Origin of the sequence: Pseudomonas sp. NFACC45 (genome assembly GCF_900113505.1) — a bacterium.
In the GTDB taxonomy this organism is placed as follows: Bacteria; Pseudomonadota; Gammaproteobacteria; order Pseudomonadales; family Pseudomonadaceae; genus Aquipseudomonas; species Aquipseudomonas tehranensis.
This window is the reverse complement of record NZ_FOPO01000003.1, coordinates 192787-217555: the sequence shown is the minus strand read 5'-3', so window position 1 is coordinate 217555 and position 24769 is coordinate 192787. Positions and strand designations below refer to the sequence as shown.

At 61.2% G+C, this 24769-nt stretch carries 24 protein-coding genes; 7 read left to right on the top strand and 17 right to left on the bottom strand.

The window, feature by feature from the left end; translation table 11 throughout:
• Window positions 1-18 precede the first annotated feature (18 nt).
• Both BM132_RS06605 and BM132_RS06600 read left to right on the top strand, forming a co-directional pair.
• The gene (locus tag BM132_RS06605) at window positions 19-417 is read left to right on the top strand and encodes a YbaY family lipoprotein (protein ID WP_092454129.1); all 399 of its coding nucleotides are present in this window, start codon (window positions 19-21) and stop codon (window positions 415-417) included.
• 33 nt (window positions 418-450) lie between these two features.
• Window positions 451-1140: a DUF4197 domain-containing protein gene (locus BM132_RS06600; RefSeq protein ID WP_092401255.1), complete on the top strand. Its 690-nt coding sequence runs from the start codon at window positions 451-453 to the stop codon at window positions 1138-1140.
• 135 nt (window positions 1141-1275) lie between these two features.
• Here the strand turns inward: BM132_RS06600 and BM132_RS06595 are convergent, their stop codons facing one another.
• Both BM132_RS06595 and BM132_RS06590 read right to left on the bottom strand, forming a co-directional pair.
• A complete protein-coding gene (locus BM132_RS06595) occupies window positions 1276-4341 on the bottom strand; it encodes an efflux RND transporter permease subunit (protein ID WP_092454127.1) in 3066 nt (1021 codons plus the stop codon).
• A gap of 6 nt (window positions 4342-4347) precedes the next feature.
• A complete protein-coding gene (locus BM132_RS06590; RefSeq protein ID WP_092401260.1) occupies window positions 4348-5448 on the bottom strand; it encodes an efflux RND transporter periplasmic adaptor subunit in 1101 nt (366 codons plus the stop codon).
• A 94-nt stretch (window positions 5449-5542) separates the two neighbouring features.
• Here BM132_RS06590 and BM132_RS06585 point away from each other — a divergent pair, with 94 nt between their 5' ends.
• Window positions 5543-6187: a TetR/AcrR family transcriptional regulator gene (locus BM132_RS06585; RefSeq protein WP_092401263.1), complete on the top strand. Its 645-nt coding sequence runs from the start codon at window positions 5543-5545 to the stop codon at window positions 6185-6187.
• Window positions 6188-6321: 134 nt separating this feature from the next.
• Here the strand turns inward: BM132_RS06585 and BM132_RS06580 are convergent, their stop codons facing one another.
• Complete coding sequence (locus BM132_RS06580) at window positions 6322-7104, bottom strand: class I SAM-dependent methyltransferase (RefSeq protein ID WP_092454125.1); 783 nt, start codon at window positions 7102-7104, stop codon at window positions 6322-6324.
• Between the two features lie 91 nt (window positions 7105-7195).
• On the opposite strand from BM132_RS06580, the gene BM132_RS06575 reads away from it, so the two are divergent.
• Entirely contained in the window at window positions 7196-7816 is a 621-nt protein-coding gene (locus tag BM132_RS06575) for an energy transducer TonB (RefSeq protein ID WP_092401269.1), read from the top strand.
• A 1-nt stretch (window position 7817) separates the two neighbouring features.
• On the opposite strand, the gene BM132_RS06570 is transcribed toward BM132_RS06575, so the two are convergent.
• From BM132_RS06570 to ppc, 7 genes are all read right to left on the bottom strand, one after another.
• On the bottom strand, window positions 7818-8516 hold the full coding sequence (locus BM132_RS06570; protein WP_092454123.1) for an extensin-like domain-containing protein: 699 nt from the start codon (window positions 8514-8516) through the stop codon (window positions 7818-7820).
• Window positions 8517-8531: 15 nt separating this feature from the next.
• The gene (locus BM132_RS06565) at window positions 8532-9353 is read right to left on the bottom strand and encodes an isocitrate lyase/PEP mutase family protein (protein ID WP_092454121.1); all 822 of its coding nucleotides are present in this window, start codon (window positions 9351-9353) and stop codon (window positions 8532-8534) included.
• A 33-nt stretch (window positions 9354-9386) separates the two neighbouring features.
• Entirely contained in the window at window positions 9387-10247 is an 861-nt protein-coding gene (locus BM132_RS06560) for a DUF72 domain-containing protein (RefSeq protein ID WP_092401278.1), read from the bottom strand.
• Window positions 10247-10555: a hypothetical protein gene (locus tag BM132_RS06555; RefSeq protein ID WP_047227537.1), complete on the bottom strand. Its 309-nt coding sequence runs from the start codon at window positions 10553-10555 to the stop codon at window positions 10247-10249. Before BM132_RS06555 ends, BM132_RS06560 begins: the two co-directional genes overlap by 1 nt.
• A gap of 324 nt (window positions 10556-10879) precedes the next feature.
• Window positions 10880-11557, bottom strand: a complete 678-nt coding sequence (tsaB, locus tag BM132_RS06550) for a tRNA (adenosine(37)-N6)-threonylcarbamoyltransferase complex dimerization subunit type 1 TsaB (protein ID WP_092401281.1) — start codon at window positions 11555-11557, stop codon at window positions 10880-10882.
• A gap of 94 nt (window positions 11558-11651) precedes the next feature.
• Entirely contained in the window at window positions 11652-12302 is a 651-nt protein-coding gene (gene adk, locus BM132_RS06545) for an adenylate kinase (RefSeq protein ID WP_047227535.1), read from the bottom strand.
• Window positions 12303-12592: 290 nt separating this feature from the next.
• A complete protein-coding gene (gene ppc, locus BM132_RS06540) occupies window positions 12593-15223 on the bottom strand; it encodes a phosphoenolpyruvate carboxylase (RefSeq protein ID WP_092454119.1) in 2631 nt (876 codons plus the stop codon).
• 189 nt (window positions 15224-15412) lie between these two features.
• Between ppc and BM132_RS06535 the strand changes: the two genes are divergently transcribed.
• The 3 genes from BM132_RS06535 to BM132_RS06525 all read left to right on the top strand — a co-directional run bounded on the left by BM132_RS06535 (window position 15413) and on the right by BM132_RS06525 (window position 17370).
• Window positions 15413-15757, top strand: a complete 345-nt coding sequence (locus tag BM132_RS06535) for a pilin assembly protein (RefSeq protein ID WP_092454117.1) — start codon at window positions 15413-15415, stop codon at window positions 15755-15757.
• 359 nt (window positions 15758-16116) lie between these two features.
• Window positions 16117-16530 (top strand): DUF4398 domain-containing protein, encoded by a 414-nt coding sequence (locus BM132_RS06530; RefSeq protein WP_047227532.1) that lies wholly within the window; start codon window positions 16117-16119, stop codon window positions 16528-16530.
• Window positions 16531-16581: 51 nt separating this feature from the next.
• Entirely contained in the window at window positions 16582-17370 is a 789-nt protein-coding gene (locus BM132_RS06525; protein WP_092401349.1) for a lipotoxin F family OmpA-related lipoprotein LptF, read from the top strand.
• Between the two features lie 204 nt (window positions 17371-17574).
• Here BM132_RS06525 and BM132_RS06520 read toward each other — a convergent pair whose 3' ends face one another.
• From BM132_RS06520 to prfB, 7 genes are all read right to left on the bottom strand, one after another.
• On the bottom strand, window positions 17575-17904 hold the full coding sequence (locus tag BM132_RS06520; RefSeq protein ID WP_047227531.1) for a PA3694 family proteiin: 330 nt from the start codon (window positions 17902-17904) through the stop codon (window positions 17575-17577).
• Entirely contained in the window at window positions 17901-18806 is a 906-nt protein-coding gene (locus BM132_RS06515) for an alpha/beta hydrolase (RefSeq protein ID WP_092454115.1), read from the bottom strand. The genes BM132_RS06520 and BM132_RS06515 overlap by 4 nt, the downstream gene beginning before the upstream one ends.
• A 148-nt stretch (window positions 18807-18954) precedes the next feature.
• Window positions 18955-20232 (bottom strand): flavohemoglobin expression-modulating QEGLA motif protein, encoded by a 1278-nt coding sequence (locus tag BM132_RS06510; protein WP_047227529.1) that lies wholly within the window; start codon window positions 20230-20232, stop codon window positions 18955-18957.
• Between the two features lie 36 nt (window positions 20233-20268).
• Window positions 20269-20823 (bottom strand): hypothetical protein, encoded by a 555-nt coding sequence (locus BM132_RS06505; protein ID WP_092454113.1) that lies wholly within the window; start codon window positions 20821-20823, stop codon window positions 20269-20271.
• Between the two features lie 170 nt (window positions 20824-20993).
• Window positions 20994-21710 carry a TetR/AcrR family transcriptional regulator gene (locus tag BM132_RS06500; RefSeq protein ID WP_092401296.1) on the bottom strand — a complete coding sequence of 239 codons (717 nt, stop codon included), beginning with the start codon at window positions 21708-21710 and terminating at the stop codon, window positions 20994-20996.
• Between the two features lie 102 nt (window positions 21711-21812).
• Window positions 21813-23315, bottom strand: a complete 1503-nt coding sequence (gene lysS / locus BM132_RS06495; protein ID WP_092454111.1) for a lysine--tRNA ligase — start codon at window positions 23313-23315, stop codon at window positions 21813-21815.
• Window positions 23316-23423: 108 nt separating this feature from the next.
• Window positions 23424-24519 (bottom strand): peptide chain release factor 2 gene (gene prfB, locus BM132_RS06490; protein ID WP_107321555.1). Its coding sequence is split into 2 segments (ribosomal slippage): window positions 23424-24446 and window positions 24448-24519, totalling 1095 coding nucleotides; the frame shifts between segments, so codons are not numbered across the junction.
• Between the last annotated feature and the right edge of the window lie 250 nt (window positions 24520-24769).

The following is a 24769-nucleotide window of genomic DNA, read 5'->3' as shown; positions in this document are numbered from 1 at the left end:
CAATATGGAAATGCCCCAATGAAAAAGCTTCTTCTCGTCGCCGTTGCCACGTTACTCAGTGCCTGCTCCAGCGCACCGCTGGCGAGCAAAAACAGTCTCGACGGTGAAGTGTTCTACCTGCAGCGCATCGCCCTGCCGCCCACCGCTGTCTTGAGCGTGAGCCTGCAGGATGTGTCCCTGGCCGACGCCCCTGCGGTGGTGCTCGATGAACAGAGCGGTCCGGTCAAGGGCCAGGTCCCGCTGCCGTTTCACCTCAGCTATGATCCGGCCCAGGTCAAACCCGGCCATCGCTATGCCGTGAGCGCGCGCATTGAAGTGGACGGCCAGTTGATGTTCATCACCACCGAACAACACGCCGTGCAGCTCGATGGCAAAGATCCACAGCCGCTGAAGATCCGCGTCAACGCCGCACGCTGATTTCTCTTTCTAATTTTCTTCAAGGAAGCTGCCATGCTCCGCTCTACGCTCCGTTTCACCAGCCTGTGCGCCGGCCTGTTGTTCTGCGCCAACACCATGGCCCTGTCCCTGGCCGACCTCTCGCAGAAGGACGCCACTGGCGGCCTCAAGGACGCACTGACCCAGGGCGCCCAAGTAGCGGTCAAGCAGCTGGGCACACCCGGTGGCTTCAGCAACAACCCCGAAGTGAAGATCGAACTGCCGGGCAAGCTCGGTAAAGTCGCCAGCAAGATGAAAGCCTTTGGCATGGGCGATCAAGTCGAACAACTGGAAACCAGCATGAACCAAGCCGCTGAAGCCGCTGTGGTCCAGGCCCAGCCGATCCTGGTCAATGCTGTGAAGAACATGAGTGTGAGCGATGCCAAGGGGATCTTGAGCGGCGGCAACGACTCCGCTACGCAGTACCTGAACAAGAGCAGCCGCGAGCAGATTCGCGCCAAGTTCCTGCCCATCGTCAAGCAAGCCACCGACAAGGTTGGCCTGGCGCAGAAATACAACACGTTCGCAGGCCAGGCGGCCACCTTCGGTGTGCTGGACGCCAAAAGCGCCAACATCGAAAACTACGTGACCGAACAAGCGCTGGACGGTTTGTTCGAGATGATCGGTAAACAGGAAGCCACCATCCGCCAGAACCCTGCGGCGGCGGCGACCAGCTTGGCGAAGAAGGTGTTTGGCACCCTTTAAGACTCAGCACAAAACACTGTGGGAGCGAGCCTGCTCGCGATAGCGGTATCAGCCATAACATCTGTATTGACTGATACTCCGCTATCGCGAGCAGGCTCGCTCCCACATTCGATCTTCAGCGTTATCAGAATCGTGTCAGGTCTTCTTGACCCTGAACCACGCCGCATACAGCGCCGGCAAAAACAACAGCGTCAACGCCGTCGCCACGATCAGCCCGCCCATGATCGCCACCGCCATCGGGCCAAAGAACAGGCTGCGTGACAGCGGGATCATCGCCAGCACCGCCGCCAGCGCGGTGAGCACAATCGGGCGGAAGCGTCGCACAGTGGCTTCGATGATCGCCTGCCACGGCGCCAGGCCACTCTTGATGTCCTGTTCGATCTGGTCCACCAGGATCACCGAGTTGCGCATGATCATCCCCGACAAGGCAATGGTGCCCAGCATGGCGACAAACCCGAACGGCTGACGGAACACCAGTAGGAACAGCGTGACGCCGATCAGCCCCAGGGGCGCGGTGAGAAACACCATGGCCGTGCGCGAAAAACTGCGCAGTTGCAGCATCAACAACGTCAGCACCACGACGATGAACAGCGGCACCCCAGCGTTCACTGACGCCTGACCACGGGCGGCATCCTCTACCGTACCGCCTACTTCCAGCAGATAGCCGTCCGGCAGCTCGGCGCGAATCGGGTCCAGGGTCGGGAAGATCTGCTGTACCAGGCTCGCCGGTTGTTCCTTGCCATAGATATCAGCCCGCACGGTCACACTGGGCAGGCGATTGCGGTGCCAGATCACGCCTTCTTCGAAGCCGTATTCCAGCGTCGCGATCTGCGACAGCGCAACGCTTGTACCATTGTCGGTCGGCACCGCCAGGCTCGGCAGCAGCGACAATTCGCTGCGCTCGTGCAGCGTACCGCGCAGCAGAATCTCGATCAGTTCGTTGTCTTCCCGGTACTGGCTGACGCTGGAGCCGGTCAGGGAGCTGCGCAAAAAGCTCGCCAGGTTAGCCGTACTCACGCCCAACGCTCGGGCGCGGTCCTGATCGACATTCAGGTACACCACCTTGCTCGGCTCTTCCCAATCCAGATGCACGTTGGCCACGTAGGGATTTTCACGAACCTTGGCCGCCACTTTCCGCGCCAGGGCCCGGACTTGTTCGATGTGCTCACCGGTCACGCGAAACTGCACCGGATAGCCAACCGGCGGGCCGTTCTCCAGGCGCGTGACCCGCGAGCGCAGGGCCGGGAACTGTTCGTTCAACGTAGTGATCAACCAGCTGCGCAGGGGCTCGCGGTCTTCGATGGTCTTGGCCAGCACCACGAACTGGGCAAAGCTGGGGGCTGGCAGTTGTTGGTCCAGCGGCAGGTAGAACCGCGGTGAACCGGTGCCGACATAAGCCACGTAGTTGTCGATGCCCGCGTGGTCCTTGAGCAACGCTTCAAGGCGCTTGACCTGCTCGGCGGTGCTGCTCAGGGACGCGCCTTCGGCCAGCTTCAGGTCGACCATCAGCTCAAGTCGCCCCGAGGCCGGGAAGAATTGTTGCGGCACGAAACGGAACAGCGCCACCGAGCCCACAAATAACAGCACGGTCAGCACGATGACGGTTTTGCGCCGCCGCACGCACCACTCCACCAAGCGCCGGACACGCTGGTAGAACGGCGTGCCGTAGGGGTCGAACTGGCCATCAGCGGTGCCGTGTTTGGCGGCATGGATTTTCGCCAGGTCCGGCAGCAGTTTCTCCCCCAGATACGGCACGAACACCACCGCGGCCACCCAGGAGGCCAGCAGCGCCAGGGTGACGACCTGGAAAATCGAACGGGTGTACTCGCCGGTGCCTGATTGCGCCGTGGCGATCGGCAGGAAACCCGCAGCGGTGATCAGCGTACCGGTGAGCATCGGGAATGCGGTGCTGGTCCAGGCATAGCTGGCGGCCTTGATCCGGTCGAAGCCCTGCTCCATTTTGATCGCCATCATCTCGACCGCGATGATCGCGTCGTCCACCAGCAGGCCCAACGCCAACACCAGCGCGCCAAGGGAAATCTTGTGCAGGCCGATGCCCAGGTAATACATCGCGGCGAAGGTCATCGCCAGCACCAGCGGAATCGCCAGGGCGACCACCATCCCGGTCCGCAGGCCGAGGGAGAAGAAGCTCACCAGCAACACGATCGTCAGGGCCTCCACCAGCACCTGAACGAACTCGCCAACACCGGTTTTCACCGCCGCCGGCTGGTCCGAGACCTTACGCAATTGCATGCCGGCCGGCAGGTTGTTCTGGATACGGGCAAACTCGGTCTCCAGGGCCTTGCCCAGAATCAGAATGTCGCCGCCGTCCTTCATCGCCACGGCCAGACCGATGGCATCTTCGGCCATGAAGCGCATGCGCGGGGCTGGCGGATCGTTGAAACCGCGATGCACATCCGCGACATCGCCGATACGGAACGTGCGATCAGCAACACGAATGGGGAAGTCGCGGATCTCTTCTACGGTCTGAAAGTTTCCCGATACCCGTAACTGGATTCGCTCGCTGCCGGTTTCGAAAAAGCCTGCGGTCGATATCGCGTTCTGCTCTTCCAACGCCTGCTGGACTGCCGCCAGCGGCACGCCGAGAGTCGCCAGCTTCACGTTCGACAGTTCGATCCAGATTTTTTCGTCCTGCAAGCCCAGCAACTCGACCTTGCCCACATCCTTGACCCGTTGCAGTTGGATCTGGATGCGATCGGCGTAATCCTTGAGCACGCCGTAATCAAAACCGTCCCCCGTCAGCGCATAGATATTGCCGAAGGTGGTGCCAAACTCATCGTTGAAAAACGGCCCCTGGATCCCCGGCGGTAAGGTGTGACGGATGTCACTGACCTTCTTGCGGATCTGGTACCACAACTCGGGAATCTGCGCCGAATGCAGGGAATCGCGAGCCATGAAAGTCACCTGGGATTCGCCCGGGCGGGAGAACGAGACGATTCTTTCGTAATCGCCGGTTTCCATCAGTTTCTTTTCGATGCGTTCGGTGACCTGGCGAGACACCTCCTCGGCCGTAGCCCCCGGCCAGTTGGTGCGAATGACCATGGCCTTGAAGGTAAACGGCGGGTCTTCGCTCTGGCCGAGCTTGGTGTAGGAAAGCGCGCCGACGATGGCCAGCAGCAACATCAAAAACAGGACGATCTGGCGGTTACGCAGCGCCCATTCGGAAAGATTGAAGCCCATCGGGAATTACTCCTTGACCGCCAGATTGACCACGCGGTTGGAGCGATCCACCGGCCGCACCTGCTGACCGTCGAGGAGCACGTGCACACCGGCTGCGACGACCCAGTCATTGGGACTCAGCCCTTCAAGCACCGGAACGGTTTTTTCGCCAAACGGGCCGACGCGCACCGGGGCTTTTTTCAAGGTGTTATTGCCGTTGACTACCCACACGTAAGTGGCGCCGTTCTCGGCGGTGAGTGCAGACAGTGGCACCGACAGCGACACTTGGTCGCCGGTCTGGATAAACACTCGGGCACTCTGGCCCAACTCAGCCGGAACACTGCCGGCAGTGAAGGCAACGCGAGCGGCGAAGGTGCGGGATCTGGGATCGGCGGCTGGCGACAGTTCGCGAATACGTCCGCTGAAACGCTGATCGGGCTGGCTCCATAACTCCACAGAGACCGGCTGACCAATCTTGAACCGGCCAAAGCCCTGCTCCGGCAGGCTGATCAGCACTTCACGCTCGCCGTCGGTGGCGAGGGTGAAGACCGTTTGACCGGCCGACACCACCTGCCCGACCTCCACGGAACGCCGGGCCACCACGCCATCCTGAGGCGCGCGCAACACCGCGTAACTGGCCTGGTTGCTGGCGACATCGAATTCAGCCTTGATCTGCTTGAGCCGCGCGGCACCGGAGCGGTAGAGGTTTTCTGCGTTGTCATACTGGGAGCGGCTGACCATCTGCCGCTCCATCAAGGTTTTGTAGCGATCACGTTCAGCGCGTACCAGGTTCAGGTTGGCTTCGGCGGCGGCGACCTGGGCACGGGTGGCTTCCAGTTGCAGGCGCACATCCTGGGGATCGAGCTCGGCCAGGGGCTGGTTGGCCTTGACTCGCTGGCCCTCTTCGACCAGTCGTCGGCTGACTTTGCCGCCGATGCGAAAGGCCAGGTCTGGCTCGAATCGCGCTCTGACTTCACCCGGGTAACTTTCCATCGCTTGGCCCGAAGGCTCTGGCTGCACCACCATGGCGGGGCGCACGGCCAGGGACACGGGTTCGTCCTGACCACACGCAGACAATAAAAAAACCAGGCTCACTGGCAGGGCGAGGGGCAAGGCATAGCGGAACATGGCGAGTGACCTTTCGCTAATGGTGCTTGGAATAATTATACTGGCGAGTATGTTATTAATAGCAAACTCACCAGTCCAGTATTAAAAGCGAATAATGTCGAACAATCTTTCACCTCCCAACGGCCCAGGCCGTCCGAAGGATCTGGCCAAGCGCCAGGCCATCCTCGACGCGGCAAAAAAACTCTTCGTGAGCCTGGGGTATGCCAACACCAGCATGGACGCGGTCGCCACCGAGGCCGGTGTGTCGAAGCTGACGGTGTACAGTCACTTCAACGACAAGGAAACGCTGTTTTCCGCTGCCGTGGTGGCCAAGTGCGAAGAGCAAGTGCCGCCGCTTTTCTTCGAATGGCCTGACGGGGTGCCGATCGAACATGTGTTGTTGAACATTGCCCGTGGTTTTCACCAACTGATCAACAGTGATGAATCGGTGAACCTGCATCGGTTGATCATGGCCTTGGGCAGCCAGGACCCGCAGTTGTCGACGATCTTCTTTGAAGCCGGCCCGCAACGGATGCTCTCAGGCATGGAAAGGCTGCTGACCAAGGTCAACCAGAGCGGCGCCCTGAGCATCGACAAACCGCGCAATGCGGCGGAACACTTCTTCTGCCTGATCAAGGGCGCGGCGAATTTCCGCTTGCTGTATGGCTGCGGCGCACCGTTGGAAGCCGCAGCAGCCGAGGCGCATGTCGAGGAAGTGGTGGGGTTGTTTATGCGGGCTTATCGACCGCAGATCAGCTGATAGATTTTCGTCGACTGGGCGGGCCTCATCGCGAGCAGGCTCGCTCCCACAGGGTAAGGTGTTGATCACCCGTTCTGTGACCGACACACATCCGCTGTGGGAGCGAGCCTGCTCGCGATGCAGGCGACGCGGTCTCAGGCCTTGAGCGCCTTCTTGGGATAGATGTCGTAGCGACTGGACTTACCCTCCAGCCCATGACTGGGTTTTGGCCCCTCGATGCACGGTGCCTTGCGCGGGCGCTTGACCACGACCCGGTGGGTGGCCAGGGCCAGGGCCGCGGCCAACAGCGCTGGAGCGTCCAGGTCGTCGCCCACCAGCGGCCGGAACAGGCGCATTTCCTTCTTCACCAGGGCCGTTTTCTCACGATGAGGAAACATCGGGTCCAGGTAGATCACTTGGGGCGGCTCGCCCTGCCAGTTGCGCATCACCTCGATGGAATTGCCCTTGAGCAAACGCATGCGGGCGACGATCGGCGCCACATCGAAATCCTCCGCTGCTCGGGCCAGGCCATCCTCAAGCAATGCGCCGATCAGCGGCTGGCGCTCGATCAGGCTCATTTCACAGCCCAGGCTGGCCAGCACAAACGCATCCTTGCCCAACCCAGCCGTGGCATCCAGCACACGCGGACGTACGCCCTGGGCGACACCGACAGCCTTGGCGATCATCTGGCCACTGCCGCCGCCGTACAAGCGGCGATGGGCCGCGCCGCCTTCAACGAAGTCCACCCGCACCGGTCCCGGCGCGTCCGGCCCCAGTTGCTGCAATTGCAGCCCCTGCTCGCCGACCTGCAAGGCAAACTCGCCATCGTCCGCCTGCAACGGCAGGCCAAGGCGCTGTGCCCAGTGCTCGGCCTGCAGTTGGAAGGCCGGGGCCAGGGCCTCGACATGGATGCGGCAGACCGCAGGTTGCTCATTCATGGAAACATGCTCAAAAAATTAAGGATCGGCAAAAACGGCCGATAACAACGGTGAACGGCATTTTGCCAGAGCTGAGCGTCGACCGAGAAAAATGTCAGACATTCAATCCACATCGATAGGCGTCATCTCCCCTTACGGCGATTACAGCCTGCGCAACACCCAAGCCCTGAGCGGCGTCAGTCACCTGTGGCAGGATTTTTTTGCCCGGGCCCTGGCCGATCAACTGGGTGAAAACGCACCGGCGCCTGGCAGCTACCAGCCAGTCGCCCTCGATGAGGCTGTTGAACCGACCCTCGGCGCCGAATTGCTCGAGCACATTGTCAGCCAGCGCAACTGCCAAGTGACAGAAACCCCAGTCAAACCGCCTGAGCCGCTGTTCCTGCCAATCGCTGAATTTGAACTCGACCTGCTGGATAAACCCTTCCCGCCGTTCCCTCCGGAAGAAATCGCCACCCAGCAAAAACAGCAGACCTTCGAAAGCAACTGGGTTCGCCCTCTGGTTCTTGCCGCCGGCCAACCGCTGCCAGAACCTGGCCCAGCGCCTCAGCCACGTCCATTGCACCTGCCGATTGCCGAATTCGAACTGGACCTCCTAGACAAGCCGTTCCCACCGTTCCCGGAAGAGGAGTTGGTGGCACAGCAGAAGCAACTGGACTTCGATACCCGCTGGGCACGCCCGATCGTGTTGCAGAACCTGCGCATCGCCGCCTGAATCAACGGCAAATCCACCAGGGCCCGACATCCAGATGAAAATGGTTGCGGTGCGCTGCGTTGTAATCCGGGCTCAAGACCACATTGAACACGTCACAGGCCCCGTCGCGCACCTGGCGCAGAAATTGGGCGTGGGTGTTGTCCTTCGGCCAGTCCTTGAGCACGCTCACGCTGCGACCGTCCGCCAGGCGAAAGCCGGCGATATCCAGCGCACTGGCCGTGGCATGCTGGCTGCGCGCCCCGCTCTCACGACCGTACAGGTTGCGACAGGCGAAACTGCCCAGATGATCGACCCGCGCCACTTTCTGCCCATAGGTCGCCAGCGCCGCCGGCTGCAGCGCATGCCGTTCAAATAAGGCAAACGCAACCGCCAGCGGACAACTGGCCAGGAAACTGCTGCTCAACGCCACCTCGCCGCCCTGCACCCTCAGCACATTGCTCAGCGGGCAGCTGGCCTGGGGACTGCTGTCGGCCTGGCGAGTGGCCCGTAGCCCCGAGGTCGCGAGCGCTTGGTCGCACAGTTGCGGATCGTTGCGCAGGGCCATGAGTTTGTATCGGGTCAGCAAGTTCGGCGGCACGTTGACGTCCAGGGGCGCCCAGGGATTCCACTGCGGTGGCACCGCCAGCCAGCCGCGCCATACGCCCAGCACTGCGACGCCAACGACCAGCAGCAAGAACGTAAGACCTTTCAGAACCCGCACGACAATGCCTCGGTCTCAACCCTTGAAGAGCTGGTTAGCCTGGTTGAAAGGCATCGAACGACGGGTGAAGGTGAACGAGCCTTGCTCGCGGATTTCCTCGGCGGCACGGAAGAACTCGCCATACGCCGCCAGGGCCAGGGCGGAGCCGACACTGATGCGCTTGACGCCCATCTCGCTCAACTGTGCGACCGTGAGGTCCAGCGCCCCGGACATCAACACATTCACCGGTTTCGGCGCCACCGCCTGGACCACCGCGAGCACCTGTTCGGCCGAGTTCAAGCCTGGGGCATACAGCACGTCGGCACCGGCATCGGCGAACGCCTTCAGGCGGCGGATCGTGTCATCCAGATCGGGATTGCCGTGGAGGAAGTTTTCCGCCCGGGCGGTCAGCACAAAGGGATACGGCAAACTGCGCACCGCCTCGGCCGCGGCTTTAACCCGCGCCACGGCATACTCGAAGCCATAGATCGGACTGTCTTCGCGGCCCGTGGCATCTTCGATCGAACCCCCCACCGCGCCGGCCTGCGCGGCGCGGATCAGGCTGCGGGCGCACGCCTCGGGCTCGTCGGCAAAGCCGTTCTCCAGATCGACCGCCACGGGCAGGTCAGTGGCCGCCACAATCGCCCGGACATTGGCCAGGGTGTCATCCAGCCCCGCCGCACCATCGGGCCGTCCCAGGGAAAAAGCGTAACCGGCACTGGTGGTGGCCAGGGCCTCGAAGCCGAGGCTGGCAAGCATTTTTGCCGAACCGGCGTCCCACGGGTTGGGAATGACGAACGCACCTTCGCGTTCATGCAAGGCTTTGAACGCCTGGGCTCGACGGGTTTGCGCATCCATGGAAATCACTCCTTGGCAGAGGAAATTTTCGCCTCAGAGCAAACCCAGTTGCTCGGCGGCGGGTTCTCTGTATAGCTCAGGCAGGGCCGGCAAGCCAGGCAAACGGCTCATCAATCGGCTATGAAAGTGTTGCGCGAGTTTGGCCGCCAGTACGTTGTCGGCGGTGTGCAGAAAGATATAAGGCGTGCGCCCCTCTTCGATCCACCCGGCGATTTTTTCCACCCAGGGCGTGAGGAACGGTTCGTTGGCTTCCAGTATCGGATGGCCGATGAAACGGACCTGCGGGCAGTGGGTGAACGCGGTCGGCCGGGGCGGTACGCGCGGTTTCTTCGATTGAGCATGGAGCACGGCTGGATCGGTCGAGGTGCAACTGAACAATGCCCGGGGATCCAGACAGATGCGTTCTACTCCGCGATCAAGGAGCAGGCGGTTGAGCTGCCGTTCGGCATCGCCCTTGGCAAAGAAGTCACCGTGACGGACCTCCACGGCCAGGGGTCGCTCGAAGGCATCGATGAAGCCCGCCAGCTCCGGCAATCGGTTCGGGGTAAAGGCCTTGGATAACTGCAACCAGAACGGTGAAACCCGTTCGCCCAGGGGGCTGAGCAACTTCACGAAAGTTTCGATGGCCGTCAGGTGCTCACGCAAATCGCCGTTGTGGCTGATGTCACCGGGCAACTTGGCGGTGAAGCGGAACTGCTCGGGCATGCTCTCGGCCCAGCGCTGAACGATGGCCGCAGAGGGGCTGGCGTAGAAGGTCGTATTGCCTTCCACGGCGTTGAACACTTGAGAATAGAGTTTCAGGAATTCGGAGCTTTTGGCGTCTTGCGGATAAAGATAATCGCGCCAGGCGTTTTCGCTCCAGGACGGACAGCCCAGGTAGTAAGGCAACCCCATCAGATGTAGAGGTCGAGTCCCAGCACTTCCATATCCCAATCAACGAAACCGGCTGTGCTCAGGTAGCTGGCCAGGGCCGCGGATACACTGCGGCTCATGGCGCGGTGATACAGCATGTCTTGCTGACGGGCCGGCAGATTGCTCAGGCGTTGCGCAGAGGCTTTGGCAGCGCGGGCAGCCAGCTGCTCTTCGGACGGAAATTCCAGTTCGCCATCGATGTCATCGAAAGACTCATCCGCAGCAACTTTGCCGGCACGAGGCCTGCGTTTGATGGGGTAGGACTGGGATGAAACGCCGTCTATACGCATAACAGAATGCTCGGTATCAATGATGGCAATTTAGCGGCACTTTCGCAGCCGCGCAAATGCGCAAGTGATAACTAGAGCACATAAAGTCAAAAAGGTTTAAAAACGGGGAGAAAAAATGACGACTGGTAATATTGGGTGTGACTTTGGGGTGGGGAAATAACTTTTTTGACAAAAGAATTCAACACGACTGAGTGTAGGAGCTGGCGAAGCCTGCGATCTTTTGATCTTTGATTTTGCACTTAGGATTCAAGTGTCAATGGAAAGATCGCAGCCTTCGGCAGCTCCTACAACGCTGCCCACTGGGGAGTTCGGTTCAGCCTGGGTTTACCGTTCGGATTTGGGTGTTGCAACCTTGTCCCGCAGATACACCGGTTGGGCATCGTCGGCCGGGATGGCTTCGCCGCGCTCCCAGGCGAAGCGGGCCAGGGTCAGCAGGTCTTCGGCATGGGGCAGCATCGAGGCGTCCTGGCCGCTCAGGGGGACGGCAATCCGCTCGCCGTAGCCCCAACCGGTACCGGCGCCGAACCAGTCGCCGCTGGCGTCGGCAGGCAAAGCCGCCGCTTCGGGGGGGAGTACCGCTTCGACGCCCACCAGGCGCATCTCACCATCGGTTTCGCGGTAGCAGCCCCAATACACCTCGTCCATGCGCGCATCAATGGCCGCCGCGACCTGGCTGACGCCCTGTTCACGCAAGGCGCGCTGGGCGAGTACCGCCAGGTTGGACACCGGCAACACCGGTCGCTCCAGGGCAAACGCCAGGCCCTGCACCACGCCGACGGCGATGCGCACGCCGGTAAACGCTCCCGGCCCACGACCAAAGGCAATCGCATCCACAGCCTGCAAAGTGGTGCCGGCATCGCTGAGCAATTGCTGGATCATCGGCAGCAGCTTCTGGGCGTGCAAGCGCGGGATCACCTCGTAATGGCTCGTGACCTTGCCGTCGTGCAGCAAGGCAACGGAACAAGCTTCAGTCGCGGTATCCAGGGCCAGCAAGGTGCTCATCGGTGTGTCCGTAAATCAGATGGGAAAAAGTGCGCCAGTATAAACAACTACGGCCCGCAAGCGGGCCGTAGTTGGTTGCTGCACAGCAGACTTTTCAGCTCAGTGCTTCAAGCACCTTGCCGGTGATCGCTTCAACCGAACCAACCCCCGCGATGTAGCTGTACTTGGGCTTGCCCTGGGTCTTGGCGGACAGCTTCTGGTAGAACTCCACCAGCGGCTTGGTCTGGGAGTGGTAGACCGACAGGCGATGGCGCACGGTTTCTTCGGTATCGTCCTTGCGCTGCACCAGTGCTTCACCGGTGATGTCGTCCTTGCCAGCGAGTTTCGGCGGGTTATAAACGGTGTGATAGACACGGCCGGACGGCTCGTGGACACGACGACCGGCAATGCGTTGAACGATCTCCTCGTCGTCGACGGCGATTTCGACAACGTGGTCCAGCTCCACGCCAGCCGTAACCAAGGCTTCGGCCTGCGGAATGGTGCGCGGGAAACCGTCGAACAGGAAGCCGTTGGCGCAATCGGCTTGAGCGATACGATCCTGGACCAGCGCGATGATCAGGTCATCCGACACCAGGCCGCCGGCATCCATGATGCTCTTGGCCTTGACACCCAGCTCGGTGCCGGCCTTGACCGCGGCACGCAGCATGTCGCCAGTGGAGATTTGCGGGATACCGAATTTTTCGGTGATGAACTTTGCCTGAGTACCTTTACCGGCCCCGGGAGCTCCCAGCAGAATGACGCGCATCGATGTGCTCCTCAATTTTTTTATGTAAACGCTCGGATTCGCCTCGTGGGGCCAATCTCGGAAAACAGGATCGTGACCGCCCAAACGGCCAAAGGCTGATCAAGATACACAGCAGGCCCGACCCACACAAGCCGCCGAAAGTCGAAGGAACCCGCGCCCGACGCGACCTTTGGAGGAGGTGGCGATCGTCGCAACCGGACAACAAACTGTCGCCCACCCGACCTTCTCCCTGCCCACCCGGCCCCCGCTTGGGGGATACCGGACGGGCCGTTTCGGTACGCTGCTTAACCTTAGCCGGTGTTGCGCAAACCGGCGGCAATCCCCGCCACAGACACCAGAAGCGCCTGTTCCACGGGGCTGCCCTGGGCAACGTCCTGCTGCCGCGAGCGGGCGAGCAGTTCAGCCTGCAACAGGTGCAAGGGGTCCAGGTAGGTGTTGCGCAGGCGAATGAATTCCAGGGTGTCAGGGCTATGTGCCAGTAGCTGCGACTGGCCAGTCAACCCCAGGACCACCGAGCACGCCTGCGACAATAGGTCGCGTAAATGCTCGCCCAACGGTAGCAGCCCAGGTTCGACCAAACGTTCATCGTAGGAGCGCGCGATGTCCGCGTCGGCCTTGGCCAGCACCATCTCCAGCATGTCGATGCGGGTGCGGAAAAACGGCCATTGCTCGCGCATCTGCCCCAGCAACTCGCCCTCGCCGCGCGCCAGCGCCTTGCTCAGGGCGGTCTCCCAACCGAGCCAGGCCGGCAACATCAGGCGCGTCTGGGTCCAGCCGAAGATCCACGGGATCGCCCGCAGGCTTTCGATGCCTCCGGCCCGGCGCTTGGCCGGGCGGCTGCCAAGCGGCAGACGGCCGAGTTCCTGCTCGGGTGTGGACTGGCGGAAATACTCGACGAATTGCGGATTTTCCCGCACCACGGCGCGATAAGCCTTGACCCCGTCAGCCGCCAGTTCATCCATCAGATGACGCCACTGAGGTGTGGGCGGCGGCGGTGGCAGCAGTGTCGCTTCCAACACTGCGGCGAGGTACAGATTGAGATTCTGTTCGGCGATGTCCGGCAGGCCAAATTTGAAACGAATCATTTCACCCTGCTCAGTGGTACGGAATCGCCCGGCCACCGAACCCGGCGGTTGCGACAGAATCGCCGCGTGAGCCGGACCGCCGCCACGCCCCACAGTGCCTCCGCGGCCATGGAACAACAACAGTTCGACTTGCTGTTCGCGACAAATGTCCACCAGCCGTTCCTGGGCCCGATACTGTGCCCAGGCCGCCGCTGTCGTGCCGGCATCCTTGGCCGAATCGGAATAGCCGATCATCACCTCCTGAGGCCCTTGCAGCCGTGAGCGATAGCCCGGCAACAGCAACAGTTGCTCGATCACCGGCCCAGCGTTGTCCAGGTCGGCCAGGGTCTCGAACAGCGGCACCACCCGCATGGGCCGCAATACGCCGGCCTCTTTCAACAAGAGCTGCACCGCGAGCACATCGGAAGCAGCCCCCGCCATCGAGATCACGTACGAGCCCAGGGACGCCGCCGGCGCCTCCGCCACTTCCCGGCACGTGGCCAGGACTTCCGCCGTATCGGCCGACGGTTTGAAATGAGCGGGCAGCAGCGGACGCCGGTTGTTCAGCTCCTCCAGCAAAAAGCCGATGCGCTGCTCCTCGCTCCAGTCCTCATAGCGGCCCAGGCCCAGGTAGTCAGTGATTTCGGTCATGGCTGCGCTGTGGCGCGTGGAGTCCTGGCGCACATCGAGCCGCACCAGGAACAATCCGAACGTCACCGCCCGGCGCAAGCAGTCGAGCAGCGGCCCGTCGGCGATAACGCCCATGCCGCACTCGTGCAGGGACTGGTAGCAAAGCTCCAGCGGGTCCAGCAGTTCGCGATTGTTCTGCAATACATCGGCAGAGGCTGGGGTGGTGACTTTCAGGGACTCGTGCGCCCAATTGCGCGTGGCGCGCAAGCGTTCACGCAATTGTTTGAGCACGGCACGGTAGGGTTCGGCGCTATCACCGGCCTGGGCGCGCAAAGCCTCGCTGGCTTTTTGCATGGACAGCTCAGCCGCCAGATGATCAACGTCGCGCAGGTACAGATCCGCCGCCATCCACCGTGCCAGCAACAGCACTTCGCGGGTCACCGCAGCGGTGACATTGGGGTTGCCATCCCGGTCGCCGCCCATCCACGAGGCAAAGCGGATCGGTGCAGCCTCCAGCGGCAGGCGCAAGCCGGTGGCGGCATGCAGGGCCTGATCGGCCTTGCGCAGGTAATTGGGAATGGCCTGCCACAGCGAATGCTCGATCACCGCAAAGCCCCACTTGGCCTCGTCCACCGGGGTCGGTCGGGTGCGGCGTATTTCTTCGGTGTGCCAGGCTTCGGCGATCAGCCGTTGCAGCCGCTCGTGGATCTGCGCGCGCTCGGCGCTGGTGAGATCGCGGTGGTCCTGGGCCGCCAGTTGCGCGGCGATGGCGTCGTATTTCTGGATCAGCGTGCGCCGGGCCACTTCCGTGGGGTGGGCGGTGAGCACCAGCTCGATTTCCAACCGCCCCAATTGCCGCGCCAGGGACTCAGCGCCATGGCCCTCGGCCCGCAACCGGGCGAGCAGTTCGGGCAACACCCGCGCTTCGAACGGTGCCGGCTTGGACTCTTCGCGCCGGTGGATAAGTTGGTATTGCTCGGCGATGTTGGCCAGGTTGAGGAACTGATTGAACGCCCGCGCCACCGGCAGCAGTTCGTCCTCGCCCAACTGATTGAGGCTGGCACTGAGTTCAGCGTCCATGGAGCCGCGTCGATCGGCCTTGGCGCCCTTGCGGATCTGCTCGATCTTGTCGAGAAACCTGTCCCCGTACTGTTCGCGGATGGTGTTGCCCAGCAGCTCGCCGAGCAGGTGAACATCCTCGCGCAAGCGTGCATCGATATCGGTCATCAGCAGTTCTCCAGCAAAAGGTCCGGACAGCTCTTGGGTTACACGATCAAGAGAGAGTGCCGACGCAAGTCGTTTATGACAAGCGACGAAGAGACTTTAAACCTTGTCGGACAAAGCTAGTCTCATGGATAAGCCACACAAAGGCTTGTCACTCTGCGCGCCTGCCATCCGCGGGCTATTGAGGCCATCATGAAAATCCGTGAGCTCGCCCAGCATTGGGAAGAAAATGCCAAGGGTTGCCTGACCCAGACCGGCTACACCATTCATCTTGACGTGGAGGCCGCCGCACGACTGGCGGCGATCTGCGAGATGTACCCCAAGCGCCAACCCGAGGAATTGCTCGGCGAATTGATCGGGGCGGCGCTGGAAGAACTGGAAGCCAGCTTCCCTTACATCAAGGGCTCGCAAGTGGTGGCCACCGATGAAGAAGGTGACCCGCTGTACGAAGACGTCGGCCCGACCCCGCGATTTCTCGCCCTGTCCCGCCGTCATCTGCACGAACTCTCCTCGCGCAACGACAAAGCCAAACACTGATACACCTCTTGCGTAGGAGCTGCCGAAGGCTGCGATCTTTTTCAGTTCTCCAGCCGAAGATCAAAAGATCGCAGCCTGCGGCAGCTCCTACAGGTATACGCCAAAAATAAACATGCTCGGGAAAGGCTGGGGATACCGCTGCGCGCCTTGAAAGTTCAGCTTTTTTGGCGCTGACCGATCAGTCAGTAAAACTTTTGGCGATTGGCCATCCTCGCTGAACTTTTGAAAAACGCCTCAGGTCACACCGAGTAACCATACTGGAACGGTCGTTTAAATAAACGCGTCCTGGCGCCAGCGCCGAAACAGACGTCACGGCTTCGGTCCCAGCATGGATCTGTAGTTTTTTCAGGAGTTTTCCAATGGAGTTGAAGCCTATGAATACCTGCACTGCCAAACCCTCATCCACTGGCCTGCGCGGCCTGAAGTTGGCTGCCCTGGCTATCGGTAGCAGCTTCATTCTCGCCGGTTGCGCCGGCAACCCGCCTTCGGAGCAGTACGCGGTGACCCAATCGGCGGTCAACAGCGCCGTCAGCGCCGGCGGTACCGAATTCGCCGCCGTGGAAATGAAGTCGGCCCAGGACAAGCTCAAGCAGGCCGAGATCGCGATGCACGACAAGAACTACGAAGAAGCCAAGCGTCTGGCCGAGCAGGCCGAGTGGGACGCCCGTGTCGCTGAGCGCAAGGCCCAGGCCGCCAAGGCCGAACAGGCTCTCAAGGACTCCCAGAAAGGGGTTCAGGAACTGCGTCAGGAAGGCATGAACAAGCTTCAGTAAGCCGTTCACGCCGCGACGTACTTCTCATTGATAAAAGGACGACAGACTATGATGCACAAACACTTGATGATCCCCGCCCTGCTGGCCGCCTGCGTCTCGCTGGCCGCGTGTTCCACAGATCCGAACGTGAACCTGGAACAGGCCCGTACCAACTACAACGGTCTGCAGGCCGACCCGGCCGCGACCAAGGTTGCCGCTCTGGAAACCAAGGACGCCGCCGACTTCCTGGCCAAAGCCGACAAGGCTTACATGGACAAGGAAGACGAAGCCAAGGTGGACCAACTGGCCTATCTGACCAACCAGCGCGTGGAAGTGGCCAAGCAGACCATCGCACTGCGCAATGCCGAGGCCGAACTGAAAAACGCCGGCGACGAACGCGCCCGTGCTCTGCTCGAGGCCCGTAACGCTCAGATCAAGCAACTGCAAGATAGCCTCAACGCCAAGCAGACCGAACGCGGCACGCTGGTGACTTTCGGTGACGTGCTGTTCGCCACCAACAAGTCCGAGCTGCGTTCCAGCGGCCTGGTCAACGTGAATAAACTGGCCCAGTTCCTCCAGGAAAACCCCGACCGTAAAGTGATCATCGAAGGCTACACCGACAGCACCGGTTCGGACGCCTACAACCAGTCGCTGTCCGAGCGCCGCGCCGCTTCCGTACAACGCGAGCTGGTAAAAATGGGCGTAGACCAATCCCGCATCGTGACCCAGGGTTACGGCAAGGAATTCCCGGTGGCGGACAACACCAGCGTCTCGGGCCGTGCCATGAACCGTCGGGTGGAGGTGACCATCTCCAACGACAACCAACCCGTCGCCCCGCGCTCGACCATGAGCGCCAACTGATCGGCTGACCGCAACTGAAAAGCCCCGCCTGACTTGATCAGGCGGGGCTTTTTTATGGCCGCACACATTTTGTTGAGCTGGTCATATTCCCTGTGGGAGCGAGCCTGCTCGCGATAGCGGTGGGTCAGTCAACACCTAAGTCGGCTGACCTGCCGTCATCGCGAGCAGGCTCGCTCCCACAGGAGATTTGTGGCGTCCTTGAGGTTACGGCTCAAGTTTCTGCGGCGTCTCCTGCCCCATGCACCGCACCGCCCGCTTCTTCTCGTTGATCAGCACGCCGGTCAGGCCTTTCTGTTCGGTGTCGAACAGCACCAGCACACCATCGATGCACTGGGCGACCTGTGGGGCCGGTTCCAGAGCGACTTTGTAGTCTTCACCCGGCACAGTCTTGAGCATGGTGAACTCGTTGAGCAGCAACGCATCCTCGGGCTTGGCGAAGTGCAGGTAGCCGTAGTACCAGAGCACCGCGACGGTGCCGAGGATGCTGCAGATACCGGTGATGATCAGGGGGATGGCGTTACGTTCTTCGCTCATTGCGGGCTCTCTGAAGATTCAACGGATGATTTCGGATAATTCGGGATCTCGCCCAGGCGGCGCAAGCCGTCGAAGTGCCAGGGGTCGTCGAGATAGCGCAGCATCACCGTTCGCCAGACCGGGTCGGCGAATGTCTGCACATGCCCACCGCGAGTCAGCTGCAGGACCCTGGGCGGCGGCGCAGCTTGATACAGACGGATGCCGTTGGAAAGAGGCACGATGGGATCATCGAGGCTGTGGTAGATCAATTTCGGCACGCCCTTCAATTGCGCCACCGAACCGATTGCACTGTCACCGTCGGGCACCAGCCAGGACAGCGGCACTTGCAAGGCCCAGGTCAGCCAGGACGTGCTCAGGGCGAAACGCCCTACGTCGCGATAACTGGCGGGCACGCCATCGAGCACCAGGGCCTTGAGTCGCGGCTGACGCTCGGGATGATCGGCCAGGTAATGCACCGCCAGCGCGCCGCCCAGGCTCTGGCCGAGCAGCACCAGCGGCTTGCCTTGAACCTCAGGCGCCTGGTCGAGCCATTTGAACGCCGCATCGATGTCCTGATAGATCGCCGGCAGGCTCGGCTCGCCTTCGGACCGGCCGTAACCGCGGTAATCCACCATCAATACCTGGTAACCCTGCTCGGGCAACCACCAACTCCCCCCCAGATGCCAGGCCAGGTTGCCGCCGTTACCGTGCAAGTGCAGTACGGTGCCCTTAACCTCCACCCCTTGTTTGACCGGCAACCACCAGCCATGGAGCCTGAGACCGTCGGCGGTGGTCAAGGCGACGTCGCGATACTCGAGTTTGGCCCGCTCGGGGGTAAAAGGCAGGCCGCGTTCGGGGTAGAACAGCAGCGAGCTGCACCCGCTCAGAAACAGTAAAAGGCAAATGATGCCGAGGGTTCGCATCCGGTGAAACCTCGCAAAAAATAAATGAAACACCGTCCCCTGTGGGAGCGAGCCTGCTCGCGATTACGGTAGAACGGTCAACATCAATGTTGACTGGAACATCGCAATCGCGAGCAGGCTCGCTCCCACATTTTTAACCACATTGTATTCAGAGGATATTGGAATAATCCGCTTCGATCCGGTCCAGGCTCAGGTGGTTCAGGAAGTTGGAGAAACACATCCAGGCCGACAGCGCGTTCATGTCGCGGAACTGTTCCGGCAGGTATTTGGGTGGCACGACCAGGCCTTCGTCCACGAGTTGGCGCATCGTGCGCATGTCTTCCAGGGTGGTTTTGCCGCAGAACAACAGCGGCACCTGTTCCAGCTTGCCTTTGCGTACGGCCAGCTGAATGTAGTTGTAAACCATGATGAAGCCCTTGAGGTAGGACAAGTCTTTGGTGAATGGCAGACCGGTCGGCACCGAACCCCGGAAAACCCGGCTGGCGTTGCCGTAGCTTTCGCCCATCTCAAAGCCCTGCTCACGGAAGAACTCGTATATCTGCAGAAAGTCCGCCCCCTCCTCCACCATGTGAATGGCCCGGGTGCGATTGGTCAGCTTGCGCAGGCGACTTGGGTAAGAGGCGAAGGTGATGATCTCCATCAGGATCGCCAGGCCTTCCTGGGTTACGGTGGACGAGGGCGGGCCCTTGGACAGGAAGGTGCAGATCGGCTGATTCAGGCCGTTGAGGGTGGTGCCGACGTGCACCAGGCCTTCATGGACTTCCAGGGCCCGGACGTCGCGGTCGTTGAACATCGCATCGGTGCGGATCTTGATGTAATCGGCACCAGCCGCCGCATCGGCCACGATCCCGTCCGACTCGAACACCCGGATGGTTTCCTCGGCCTCGCCAAAGACCCGGTTGAGGCGATGCTGCAGCAGGCTGACAGCGTCCTGGGCGGTCAGAATCTTCGGCTCATCCTTCAGGTCGCCACGGCCGTCAATGTTGTTCAGGTAATCGGAGAGCATCAGCCCCAGGTCAGCCAGGGTCGGGTCACCGGCATGGAACGCATCGGAGGCGGCGCCGTACAGCTCCTGGGAGATCAGCCCGAAATCCTCGGTGCCGCGTGCTTCGAGCATGCGCACCACCATGCGGTATTCCTTGCACATGCGACGCATGATCTGGCCGACCGGGTTGAACTGCCCGAGCTGACGGGTGATGTCGCGTTCGATGTTCTGGAATTCCAGCTTCACTTTGCTGGAATCGAAGGACAGGGGCCGGTTGAGGTAATAGTCGCGGTCCACGGCGGGCATTTCCTTGCCCTTGGCCTTGAGGAAACCCTTGCGGATGCTTTCATCCCACTTTACTGCGTCGAGAATGCGAATCGGCGTTTGCGCCAGCACAATGCGATCGGACAAGGTGCGTATCGTCTGCTGGTAATCGTCCACCCGGAACTCCTGTGAAAAAACGTCCGCTTATTGCAATTATTGGGATTTGACCAGCCGCTGGTAGCGCACGGCCTCCGAGAACACATCGGAGTTGGCCGGGTCGTCGAGGTAACGGAAAACCGTGTTCATGTCGCTGTCCACCAGCACGCCGTCACCTTCTTCGCTCTGGTTCGGCTGGCCGCTGAGGATCTTCTGGCCGATGGCTTGGTTGATCTGATCCATATCCAGGTTGTAGATCACCAGTTCCTGCTTGTCGGTCAGTTCAAAACCGGCGATCACGAAATGCCCCCCAAAGCGGGCCGGCACCTTGGCCGACAGATACCAGCGGCTGCCGTGACGGGAGACGGTCACCGGGATGGCTTCGCGCTCCAGAGGCCTGGCCCTGAAGTAGGTGACGGCTTGATAACGGCGCGGGCCCACTTCGGCCAACTCCAGGTTGAGCGGCTCGCCCCAGGCGTTGGTACTGGTCCAGTGGCCGACCAAGCCTTGGGGCGCGGCTTCGCTGTCGGGCAACGGCGCCTTGAAGGACACCAGGCAGCCACTGAGCAGCAGCAACGACACGGCCATTACAACGGCACGCCAGGCTTTCATTTGAACTCCCTATGCAAATGTGGCGAGGGGATTTATCCCCGCTGGGCTGCGCAGCAGACCCAAAGGCTGTCAACTCAATTTGCCTGGCACGCTGAGTTGTCTGGTTGTAGGGCCGCTGCGCGCCCCAACGGGGATAAATCCCCTCGCCACAAATGCGTGTTCCACCAAGGTTACACCGACGCCAATACCAGATGCATGTAGCGGGTCAGGATGCCGAGCATTTCTTCTGCCGCTACCGGCTCGGCGCCATTGAGCAAGCCTTGATATTCCATCCGTCCGATAATCGCCGTCAACACTTTGGCATCCTGCTGGGGTTCACGCGAGCCCAAAACCTGGAAAAACTGACAAGTGCCGTGCAACAGGATCTGCTGGTGGGAGCGCACCAGCTCCGCCAGGCGCGGGTTGAGCAGCGCTTCCTGGCGAAAAGCCTGTTCCGCCATCAGGTATTCGCGCCGGCTGTGCAATTGATGCTGCACGTAGTCGGCGGTCATCCGGGCGATGTCATCCGCCAGTTGCGAGCGGGATTCGGCGCTGCCGTCTCCGTAGGCAACCATCTCCCGCAGCAGGCCTTCATTGTTGGTCCACAGCTTGGCCATGAACGCCGCGCTGCGCTCCACGTACTGGGCGAAGGTATCGGTCAGCAGGTCATCAATGTCCTTGAAGTAATAAGTCGTGGCCGACAGCGGCACACCCGCTTCGGCGGCCACGGCGCGGTGGCGTACCGCCCGCACACCATCGCGCACCACAATCCGCATGGCCGCGTCGAGAATCTCCTGGCGACGCTGTTCACTGCCCTGCCGGCTGGCCTTGCGACCCTGGTACTGAACACTTTCAGCGACAGCAGTGGCGACGCCCGCCGCACCTTCTGGAGCCATTGCACGATTCACGACAGGTCTTTCCTCGCTATTTCAAAAGTAACCAATTGATACGTTTGTACCAGACAGGCAATAAAAAGCCGCCTGTTCGAGGCGGCTTTTTAATTGAAACACTTACGCTTGGGGCCGCATGTGCGGGAAAAGAATGACATCCCGGATCGACGGAGAGTTGGTCAGCAACATCACCAGGCGATCGATGCCGATGCCTTCGCCGGCCGTCGGCGGCATGCCGTACTCAAGGGCGCGAACGAAGTCGGCATCGTAGTGCATGGCCTCGTCGTCGCCGGCGTCCTTGTCGGCCACCTGGGCCATGAAACGCTCTGCCTGATCTTCGGCGTCATTGAGCTCGGAGTAGGCGTTGGCGATTTCACGGCCACCGATGAACAGCTCGAAACGGTCGGTCACGCTTGGGTTCTCGTCGTTGCGACGGGCCAGCGGCGACACTTCGAACGGGTACTGGGTGATGAAGTGCGGCTGCTCCAGCTTGTGCTCGACCAACTCTTCGAAAATCATCACTTGCAGCTTGCCCAGACCCTCGAAGCCGAGCACCTTGGCGCCGGCTTTCTTGGCGATGGCACGGGCCTTTTCGATGTCCTGCAGGTCGGCCGCGGTGATGTCCGGGTTGTACTTGAGGATCGAGTCGAACACCGACAGGCGCACGAACGGTTCGCCGAAATGGAACACCTTGTCGCCGTACGGCACGTCGGTGGTGCCGAGCACCAACTGCGCCAACTCGCGGAACAGCTCCTCGGTCAGGTCCATGTTGTCTTCGTAGTCGGCGTAGGCCTGGTAGAACTCGAGCATGGTGAACTCGGGGTTGTGCCGGGTCGAAACGCCTTCGTTACGGAAGTTGCGGTTGATCTCGAAGACCTTCTCGAAGCCACCCACAACCAGGCGCTTGAGGTACAGCTCCGGCGCGATACGCAGGAACATTTCCATGTCCAGGGCGTTGTGGTGGGTTTCGAACGGCTTGGCCGCCGCGCCGCCGGGGATGGTCTGCAGCATCGGCGTTTCGACTTCGAGGAAGTCACGCTTCATCAGGAAGCTGCGGATATGGGCGATAACCTGCGAGCGCACGCGGAAGGTCTGGCGTACCTCTTCGTTGACGATCAGGTCGACGTAGCGCTGGCGATAGCGTTGCTCGGTGTCGGTCAGGCCGTGGTGCTTGTCCGGCAGTGGGCGCAGGGACTTGGTCAGCAGGCGCACACTGGTCATTTCGACGTACAGGTCGCCCTTGCCGGAACGGGCCAGGGTGCCTTCGGCGGCAATGATGTCGCCCAGGTCCCAGGTCTTGACGGCGGCCAGGGTTTCTTCCGGCAGGGTCTTGCGGTTGACGTAGACCTGGATGCGCCCGGTCATGTCCTGGATCACCATGAAAGAACCACGGTTGAGCATGATACGACCGGCAACCTTGACGGGAATCGCGGCCTCGGCCAGCTCTTCCTTGGTCTTGTCCGCGTACTTCTTCTGCAGAACGTCGCAGTACGCGTCGCGGCGGAAGTCGTTGGGGAAGGCCTGGCCCTTGGCGCGCTCGGCAGCAAGCTTTTCCTTGCGCAGGGCGATCAGGGAGTTTTCTTCCTGTTGCAGGGCTTGCGGGTCGAGTTCTAGGTCGCTCATGTCTTTAAGGTTTCCATCACAGGTTCGTTGCCCCCGGCCCCGGGCCGGAGTTTGCGGCCAGGCCTCGCTCCCCTTGGAAGCGTGCCTGCCCGCCGCATGGGTGTCGCGTTACAGCCCTTGTTTGAGGCTGGCGATCAGGTATTCGTCGATATCGCCGTCGAGCACCTTGTCGCAGTCGCTGCGTTCGATGCTGGTGCGCAGGTCCTTGATCCGCGAGGCGTCAAGTACATACGAACGGATCTGGTGACCCCAGCCGATGTCCGACTTGGTGTCTTCCAAGGCCTGGGACGCCGCGTTGCGCTTCTGCACTTCCTGCTCGTACAAACGGGCCCGCAGCATTTTCATCGCGGTGTCCTTGTTCGCGTGCTGGGAGCGTTCGTTCTGGCAACTGACCACGGTGTTGGTCGGTACGTGGGTAATCCGTACGGCCGAATCCGTGGTGTTAACGTGCTGACCACCGGCCCCGGAGGAACGGTAGGTGTCGATGCGCAGGTCGGACGGGTTGATGTCGATTTCGATGTTGTCATCGATTTCCGGCGAGACAAACACTGCCGAGAACGACGTGTGGCGACGGTTACCGGAGTCGAACGGACTCTTGCGCACCAGGCGATGCACGCCGATCTCGGTGCGCAGCCAGCCAAAAGCGTATTCGCCCTTGATGTGCACGGTGGCACCCTTGATCCCGGCGACTTCACCGGCCGACAGTTCCATGATGGTCGCGTCGAAGCCGCGTTTGTCGGCCCAGCGCAGGTACATGCGCAGCAGGATGTTGGCCCAGTCCTGGGCTTCGGTGCCGCCGGAACCGGCCTGGATGTCCAGGTAGGCGTTATTGGCGTCCATCTCGCCACTGAACATGCGCCGGAATTCCAGCTTGGCCAACGCCTCCTCGAGGCGTGTCAGCTCGGCGACAACATCGCCGACGGCGCCTTCATCGTTTTCTTCGACAGCCATGTCCAGCAGGTCGCGGCAGTCGGCCAGGCCGCTGGACATTTCATCCAGGGTCTCGACGATCTGCGCCAGCGCGGCACGCTCGCGGCCCAGTTCCTGGGCGTACGACGGGTTGTTCCAGACATTCGGATCTTCAAGCTCGCGATTGACTTCGGTCAGACGCTCATGCTTTTGATCGTAGTCAAAGATACCCCCGAATAGTTTCGGAGCGCTCGGACAGGTCCTTGATGGTGTTCAGGATCGGGTTGATTTCCATGGCGGGCAGCACTCGTTGGCGAACTTTTGAAAGCCGGCGAGTATAACGTAATCAAGCGCCAGCGGCAGCCCGCCTGGCGGCTTTAGGGACACCAATTCCTTGTGGCGAGGGAGCTTGCTCCCGCTGGGCCCTGTAGGGGCTGGCGAAGCCTGCGATCTTTTGATCTTTCGCTTTCGACTCAATGGGTCGTGGAAAGATCGCAGCCTCGTTGCACTCGACAGCTCCTACCGGCGCAGTTCGGCGGGAGTAC